The 7,787-nt window shown below is 61.9% G+C and carries 7 protein-coding genes and 2 pseudogenes; 5 read left to right on the top strand and 4 right to left on the bottom strand.

Features of this window, described 5'->3' with window-relative positions; translation table 11 throughout:
* The 4 genes and pseudogenes from HB681_RS37045 to HB681_RS37030 form a co-directional block, all read left to right on the top strand.
* Positions 1-632: tyrosine-type recombinase/integrase (locus tag HB681_RS37045; RefSeq protein ID WP_213959891.1), on the top strand; the 632-nt coding region annotated here is incomplete at its 5' end.
* Positions 633-1,247: 615 nt separating this feature from the next.
* Positions 1,248-1,664: an RsbRD N-terminal domain-containing protein gene (locus HB681_RS37040; protein WP_256735262.1), complete on the top strand. Its 417-nt coding sequence runs from the start codon at positions 1,248-1,250 to the stop codon at positions 1,662-1,664.
* Between the two features lie 83 nt (positions 1,665-1,747).
* A pseudogene (locus HB681_RS38610) lies at positions 1,748-1,918 on the top strand (IS66 family insertion sequence element accessory protein TnpB); the annotation flags it as partial.
* A 458-nt stretch (positions 1,919-2,376) separates the two neighbouring features.
* Positions 2,377-3,260 (top strand): annotated as a pseudogene (locus HB681_RS37030) (LysR family transcriptional regulator).
* Between the two features lie 119 nt (positions 3,261-3,379).
* Here HB681_RS37030 and HB681_RS37020 read toward each other — a convergent pair.
* Genes HB681_RS37020 through HB681_RS37010 form a run of 3 tightly spaced genes read right to left on the bottom strand, consistent with a single transcriptional unit; the run spans position 3,380 to position 6,191 of the window.
* A complete protein-coding gene (locus HB681_RS37020; RefSeq protein ID WP_213959888.1) occupies positions 3,380-3,730 on the bottom strand; it encodes a cytochrome c in 351 nt (116 codons plus the stop codon).
* Positions 3,727-4,926, bottom strand: coding sequence for a sulfite oxidase (locus HB681_RS37015; protein ID WP_213959887.1), 1,200 nt, complete (start codon positions 4,924-4,926; stop codon positions 3,727-3,729). Before HB681_RS37015 ends, HB681_RS37020 begins: the two co-directional genes overlap by 4 nt.
* Positions 4,927-4,979: 53 nt before the next feature.
* Positions 4,980-6,191, bottom strand: a complete 1,212-nt coding sequence (locus HB681_RS37010) for a rhodanese-like domain-containing protein (RefSeq protein ID WP_213959886.1) — start codon at positions 6,189-6,191, stop codon at positions 4,980-4,982.
* 613 nt (positions 6,192-6,804) lie between these two features.
* Here HB681_RS37010 and HB681_RS38605 point away from each other — a divergent pair.
* On the top strand, positions 6,805-7,065 hold the full coding sequence (locus tag HB681_RS38605; RefSeq protein WP_256735261.1) for a hypothetical protein: 261 nt from the start codon (positions 6,805-6,807) through the stop codon (positions 7,063-7,065).
* 172 nt (positions 7,066-7,237) lie between these two features.
* On the opposite strand, the gene HB681_RS37000 is transcribed toward HB681_RS38605, so the two are convergent.
* On the bottom strand, positions 7,238-7,787 hold a 550-nt coding region (locus HB681_RS37000), incomplete at its 5' end, for a GAF domain-containing protein (RefSeq protein WP_213959885.1).

Below are 7,787 nucleotides of genomic sequence, written 5' to 3'. Positions count from 1 at the left end.
GTATCACATTTACTTTCCGGAAGAGCCAAACCCTTGCTGCATGCAGCTTCGGCGCGCAAGGGACTCTCCAGCACCCTGGCAGTATCACTTTTACCGTTGCGTTTGGAACTGATTCACTTTCTTCTACGGCCACCGGCGGCCGGCGTCGTTCAGAGGTGGCCGGAGCCACCCTGGAAAACCTGCGACGTGTGGATGCCCGTTCCTCCTCAGTGGCATATGTCTACACGCTCACGCATTCCAAGACCAATCAGTCCGGGCAGGATCGTCCCGAGGACGTCAAACCTCTCGTCGGCACCGCGGCACTGGCCATGCAGGCGTGGCTCGCCGCCAGCGGGATCAAGGAAGGCGCCCTCTTCCGCCGCATCCGCAAGGGCGGGCATCTGGGCGAGCCGCTGGCGCCCGCGGCGGTGCGCGACATCGTGAAGGAACGGTGCGCGCTGGCGGGTGTGGAGGGAGAGTTCTCTGCGCACTCACTGAGGGCAGGTTTTGTGACGGAAGCGGGCAAGCAGGCGATGTCGCTGCCGGAGACCATGGCGATGACCGGGCACCACAGCGTGACCACCGTAATGGGCTATTTCCGGGCCGAGAGTTCGCTCAACAGCAAGGCCAGCCGAATGCTGGACGACGAATGATCATGCGATGCGAGGGGTTCCTTTGGCTCTCCTCGTGGCGGTCGGCCGTAGTTGGAGCCTCTCTCGTCACCTCTTCGCGCTTTCAAAGGATGCTTCCTCTGGCAACTCGCGGCCTGTAACGGCCCTGCGACAGTAAGGCGCACTTTGTGGACAACCCTTGATGCTCTACGCTTCTTTGACTCGCCTGACCGTCGTGACCGGCTAGCAACGGACGTGGCCCTTCACTCACAAAATCATTCCGCCCTGCTACACGCTTCTTTCAGAATTCGGCCTCCAGTTGTCCCCTTTGCCGGTGCATATCACTGTGGATAACTGCAATGGTCAAGCCCCACGAGCCGCGTGCAGCCTCGCATCCGACAGGGATGCTTAGTGAATGGGCAGTCGTTTGCAATTCGAGTGAGGCGTTCGACCAGATCATCCTGCGGCGTGCAAGCGGGCCAACTGGCCAACTCGCGGATCGAACAATCAGATATTGAATCGCTTGCGGCGACTCGCTGCCGTCCAAGACGGCAGCCTACCCAGCCTCATGACTACGAGGACTGGTCGAGTCCGAGAGGGGCCTTCGCGCATGCAGCCTCGACAAAAGTTCGACCTCCCACAGGTGTGCTACAGAACTTGACCACGAGCAGCGCCCGACGGCCCAATCTTGTGATTCCTGGCGAGGGGCATACTTTGGCCATGCGCCTGAGCCAATTCATCAAAGAAAACATCGAACCGATCCTGGTGCAATGGGAGGCATTCGCGCGCACGATGATTCCGCCCGCCGAGACCATGTCGGTGGTTCAACTTCGCGACCATGCGCACGAGATCCTGCTCATCATCGCCAACGAGATGGACACCGTGCAGTCCGAGTTCGATCGCGAGGCCAAATCCAAGGGACTCGCGCCCCGCGCTCCCAAGCCAACCTTTGCGGCCGAGCACGGCGGCTTGCGACAGCGTGCCGGCTTCGACCTTTCCCAACTCGGGGCGGAGTACCGCGCCTTGCGAGCGACGGTCCTGCGCCTGTGGATGGAGACCGTAGATGCCGTGTAAGCCGTCAATTAACCACGCCCTTCCTCTTGGCGCGATGAACTGAGAGGCTACCTGCCCATGTAGATCAACATGGACATGTGGACATGACAGAGAAGTACGCAGAGTTGAAGGCCCGATTGGTCGTGAGGCACAAGCGCGACGGTCGAAGCGTCTACGACGAAGGGGCCAAGCAGGAGTTGATTCTGGCGAGCCTCAAGCCAGGGGTGTCGGTGGCGCGCATGGCGATGGAACACGGCGTCAATGCGAACCTGTTGCTCACGCTCATTTGCGGCATGGCGACGACACTCAACGTGTAGCCGTCGGCAGGACTGGATTTCAACGCCTGCAGCGCAACGATGCCACCGGCCGAAAACCGGTTTTCGACGAACACAGGCTGCCGAAGCTCCCGCGCCAGGCATTCTGCAATCTGGCGGGTCACGACGTCGATCACCGAACCGGGCGCGCTGCCGATGACGAAATGGATTGGCTTGGCCGGGAAGTCTTGCGCGTGCGCCACTGGCATAGCGACAAGACATGCGAGCAGAACAGACCGTCGAACCAGACATCCTGCGCTCATTGCCGACTTCCTTTCGAGAATCTGCGATCAGCTTAGGTGCCTGCGCTCAAGCGCGCCAGCCAGAGCGGGGCACACAAGAAGTGAAAAAAATTCACCGCGTTCCCGCGCCGCGCAGTACTCTCCGGGTGTCGGCCAACGCTCGCATGGAGGTACGGCATGGAGCATCTTCGAAGCATCAGCATCTTTGTGCGGACCGCTGAGATGGGGAGTTTCGCGGCAGCTTCGACGGCGCTGGGCCTGACCCCGTCAGCGGTCAGCAAGTCGATCGCTGCGTTGGAGCGCGGGCTCAAAGTCCAACTGCTCGTGCGAACGACGCAAGGCACGCGGCTCAGCGACGAAGGCGCGAGGTTCTACGCGCGCTGCAAGGCCATCGTCTCGGACCTGGAAGCGGCCGAGAGCGAACTGTCCTCGGCGCGCGAGGTGGCCCGGGGACGCCTGCGTGTGATGCTCCACGTTACCCCGGCGCGGTACCGGATCCTGCCGGAGTTGCCCCGCTTCCTGCGCGAGCATCCGGAACTGCAGCTCGAAGTGGTGATCTCGCCGGGCGCGAAGAGCGTCGAGGCGGAAGGCATCGACGTCGGCGTCTTCATCGGCGATCCACCCGATTCAAGGCCTGTCGCGCGCCGTGTCGCCGATCTGAAATTCGTCACCTGCGCATCGCGCGCCTACCTTGCGCAGCACGGGACCCCAGCTCATCCCCGTGACCTTGTGAACCACAACTGCATCGAGTACTTTCGCCCCGATGGCCGCAAGCGGGCGGCAATCTCTGCATCAACGACGGCCAGGCCCTCGTCGAGCTGGCGGCAGCGGGCAATGGCATTGCGCATGTGATCTCGATGACGGCGGAGCGCGCGATCGCGGCCGGCGTGCTGGTCCTGCCCGACTGGAGTAGCGATGCGCCGCCGATCTACATGCTCTATGCGCGTGGCAACAGCCAGACGTTGAGGGTCAGGACCTTTGTCGAGTTCATTACCGGCTTGTTTGTCGACATGCCTCGCGTTGCGGCGCCCGCACGGCGTTGGCCGATGTACCAGAGCTGAGCGACGATGCCACAGCCCCAGCTTGTCGCAGAGCACCAGCGTTGCACCGTCAACCTGTCAACCCAAGACTGGTTGCAGCCGACCGAATCCCTCGCCGCCCGCCGCCGTGCTCGTGCCGATCAGGGCTTTACGACCGTGGAGACGTAGCGTGCCAAAGCAGTCACTTGCGCGTCCGTCAACGCGGTAAACGCAGGCATCGGGCCCATGCCGCTTCGGATGACAGCGGCGACGCGGGCCAAATCTGGCTTGAGGTCGTCCAGGTTCGGACCAATCTGCCCCGTCGCGCCAGCGTCCTTCAAGGTGTGGCAAAGCGCGCATGTTGGCGCGGGGGCAACGCCGTTGACAAACAACTGCCGGCCTTCTGCGAGCGCCGGATCGGCCGCGAAAGACGGACCGGCGAATCCCACGTATAGCCAGACGGCTGCAGCAGCAAGCACTGGCCACCGGCCCGTTGCCGGCACCTCCCTCATGCCACGGTCACCGAAACGGAGTGATCGCGCCAGCTGGTATTGAGATAGCCGGCCTTGTTTTCAACGCGCTCTTCCGGTTGCGTGCGCCCCTTGACATCAGTCACACGGCTGGCCAGCCGATGGGTGCCGGAGCTCAGGTCGACATTCGCGACGAACTCGCGCCACGCAAAACGACCGAGGTCCGGCCCGACGAGTGACGCCACCTTCCAAGTGGCACCGCCGTCGGTCGAAACTTCAACCTGTTTGACCGCATTGGTGCCGCCGAACGCGACACCCTTGATGACAGCCGAGCCAGCGCGCAGGGCTCCGCTTTCGGGCAAAGGCGAATTGATCCAGGACTTCGGAGGCATTTCCCAGACGGAGGGTTCCGATGGACTCATCCCTTTCGCGTCCGGAGCACTCATCCTGTAGTCGGTCTGCTGGATCGACGAGTCGGACTCCTCGGACGTGAACGCAATGCGCTTGATGTACTTGACGCTGTTGACGCCGGTGAAGCCAGGCACGATCAGGCGCACCGGCCCGCCGTGGGCTAGCGGAATCGGTTGCCCATTGAGCTCCCACGCGACCAACGCATCGTTCATCGCCGAGAGCGGCACGCTGCGCTCGACGCGCGATTTCCGATCGACCCCGGCCGGAAGCACCTCACCGCCGGTTCCGGTGAGGAATTTCGCTGTGGCATCGGTGCCACCGAGTAGACGCACCAGATCGCGCACGGGTATGCCGGTCCACATGACGCAGCCGGCGGCACCGACCTGCCAGGGGGTGCCGGCGGGTTTCGAGGGAAACATGCCACGACCATTTCCACTGCACTGCAGGACCATGGTCACTGTCTCCGTCGGCATCTTCTTCAGCTCGGCCAACGTGAATGCCCGCGGGTTCTGGACGCCGTCGAACTGGACTTTCCAGGCATCGCCGTTGGTCAGGATGTCAGCGCTCGGCGGAGTCAGGTTGTTACGCACGTAGAGTTGCGTTACCGGCGTAATCACGCCATCGCCCATCGCACTGCGCCGCAACTCGATGGTGTTGGGGCTATGCACGATCATGGCGCCTGCGTCCTTCCACGCTGCATAGCCGGGCAATGGACGGGTCTCTTGCGCGAATGCGCGCCGCCACGGGCCGAGCCCAGTCAGTGCTACGGCGGAAGCCGACGCGCCAAGAAGGGCGCGACGTGCGGGGTCAACTGCGTGTGATGTCATGCGTAAGGATGGAGGTTGTCGTGACGGGATAATGTGCTGAACAGAACAATTGCTCAGGGGTTTGCGACCAGAGGGTCGCCGACTTCGATAGGCAGACCGGCGGAGCGCCATTCGGGAACGCCGCCGCGAAACCAGGCAACGTTCGTGTAGCCGGCCTTGATGGCGGCGATGCTTGCCTTGTGGCTCTTCCAGCACTCCGGGCCATTGCAGCCGAAAATCAGCAGCGCCCCCTTGTCGGGGCCGAGACGAGCGACATTGAACTCGTCGACAGCGGCATTGAAGTCCGGATCCTTGCTTGACTTCTCAACATAGGGAATCAGCGTGGCGCCCGGTACGTGCCCTTCGTTGAACTCTGCGTTGTTGCGCGTGTCGATGTAGCGGCCCTGCTTGGCTTGGAGCAACGAGGCAACGGACTTGGCGTCGACCACCTTTGCATTTGCGAGCGCACGCGGGGTGAAGTAGCCGAGCGTCGAGACATAGGTGAAGTTGTCGCGCGTGACTGCTGCGGGCTTGGCACCAACAATGCCCGGCATCGCCTCCGCGATCGCGCTACGCAAGCCGTCGATGTTGACCTTGAGATCGTCCTTCACGGCAACGCTCATCCCAGGTGCCTCGCGCGACTCCATGATGACTTTCACAGGATTGCCCGCGGCCACCCAACGATCAAAGACGACACGCTCCACGCCGACAACATCGCAGCGACGCAGTTGCAGGCAGATCAGCAATGCATCCTGAAAACGAGTCTGATAGATCGACGAGAACTGACGCTTGAGGGTCGTGTTGGCCGCAGTAGCTTCCCCGCGGATGAGATAGGTAACGAGGCTGTCCTGCTCCGGAAGGCCGAGTCGCTTTCCGGACGACTGCTCGAACGAATCAATGTCGCTTGGAATCATCGTTACCAACACAGCACGCGATGGCTTGTCAACCATGACCACTGGCGTGTAGCCGTAGCGAACTGCCGAGCCAACGAGGTGCGATGGGCCGACCACCACATCCGGCACGCGCGCCCGCACGGCGCTCAGATCGGCGGTCATGTCGAAGGGCGAGATGGGGCTCACCGCAAAGTCCGCCACGCGCTGCTTGCGCAGCCCTTGTTCAACCGCAGACTTCCAACTCGCCAGCACGGAAGTGCGCGACTGTTCGCCCTGATCCCCGGGGTTCACTAGGACAGTGATCTCCGCGTGCGCTGCTGCGAAGGTGCCGCTCACCAATGCAGCCAAGACCGAATGCAAAGCGGATTTTCGAATGCGCGAAGAATCGAACATGAGGTTCTCGAACGGTTGAAAGTGATCTTGGTTTCAAGATGTTACCTCCCGATCGAGGTACGCGAAAGGCTCGCTTTGCGCGCCGCCTCCACTAGAGAACTTAGGTATTCGAAACCGTCGTGCATCGACGCGCTTCCGCGTGAACTTGCTTCGATGACGAAGGACGAGCAGTCCCTCGCTTCCGCGAGGTCGATGTCGTTGGTGATGCGTATCGCGAGGGTCGATCCGATCCTCCACCAGATTGACCGCTCGTGCGCCGATTGGCAGGTCGATCAGCACCTTCGGATAGTGGTGCAGGAAGTTGGGGACCGCCGCGGCCAAGCCCCTCGAGCCAGCGACTGAGAACACGCGATACGCAACAGGCGGCCTGGCGCGCGGACACACCGTGACTGGCCTGTCTCGTCATGCCAACAAGCTCCAGGCTCGTGATGGCTTGCGGGCGCAAGGCGCTGACCGCAGCCAACCATCGGAGATTGCGAACGTTCTTACGTAAAGGGCATGACGTCGTCGTCAGCTCAGTGCGCTCTCGCGACTTCGATGCCGCGGATGTGCTGGCCGCAGCGCGGGCATCCGGCGCGCCCCGATCCGTCGTTGTCGGAGGGGTTCACTGAAGATGGAATCGGGCGAACTGCTCGTCAACACCCCGACTTTCCCGGAGGTCGCGAAGCTCGAAGCGCAAGCCGGCGCCAAGGTACTGGATGCGCTGCTGGACGCCGATGAGACCTTGAACTGGACCTTCATTTCGCCGGCTGCCATCTTCACGCCTGGCGAACGCACGGGCACCTATCGCATTGGCAAAGACGAGCTTCTGATTGGCGAGGATGGAAAGAGTCAAATCTCTCAAGAGGACTACGCGATGGCCTTGAGTCTATGAGCTTGAAACGACCGCGCATCCGCGTCAGCGATTCACGGTAGGGTATTGACCCAAATCGCTTGATCCAGACATTCGATCCCACGCGGGCGTCGATCTGCAGACCAGCGGCGAAGGTCGCTGCGTTCGCCGCATCCGTGTCGAAAACGGCGACAACACAATCGCAGAGTTCGCCCTACGAATTGAGCAATCGCGTCATCAATCGCGCTGCCATCTGCAGTCGCTTCAACTGGAGTTCGCCGAACGCTTCGTTCGGTTTGAGAGTCAGGCAGCACAGCGCGCCATACAGGCTGCCGTCCTCGTGTAAGACTGGCACGCCGAGGTAGGAGCCGATCGGAAAGCCCTGGTCGGGCAACTCCTGCATTGCGCGGACCGCTGGCAGGTTGTTGACGACGCTCGGCAGACGGCCATCGATCAGACGCTGGCAGAGCGTCTGCTCCAGCGGCATGGGCTCGCTTCGCTGCGTCATGGCGTTCCTGATTGGCGCCGGAACGTTGCTTGCGCAGCCGTACCGCATCACGCGAAGCCCGTCGACGAATTCCGACACGAACACAACATCCATGCCCAGATGGTCCCGGATCAGTGCGAGAAGGTCTTGAACAACTTCATCCACGGCGTCGTCGCGAGCGTCCGCCGTCGTGACCAGGAGGGTCACAACGCGATCTTCGAAAGAGGCAAACTGAGACGTCACATGAGCGAGATCGGGGTTTTTAATGCCCATACTC

It is taken from the genome of Variovorax sp. dw_954, from assembly GCF_018449755.1.
Lineage (GTDB): Bacteria > Pseudomonadota > Gammaproteobacteria > Burkholderiales > Burkholderiaceae_C > Variovorax.
Note: the sequence above shows the minus strand (reverse complement) of the source record. Positions and strands in the feature narration are given on the sequence as shown.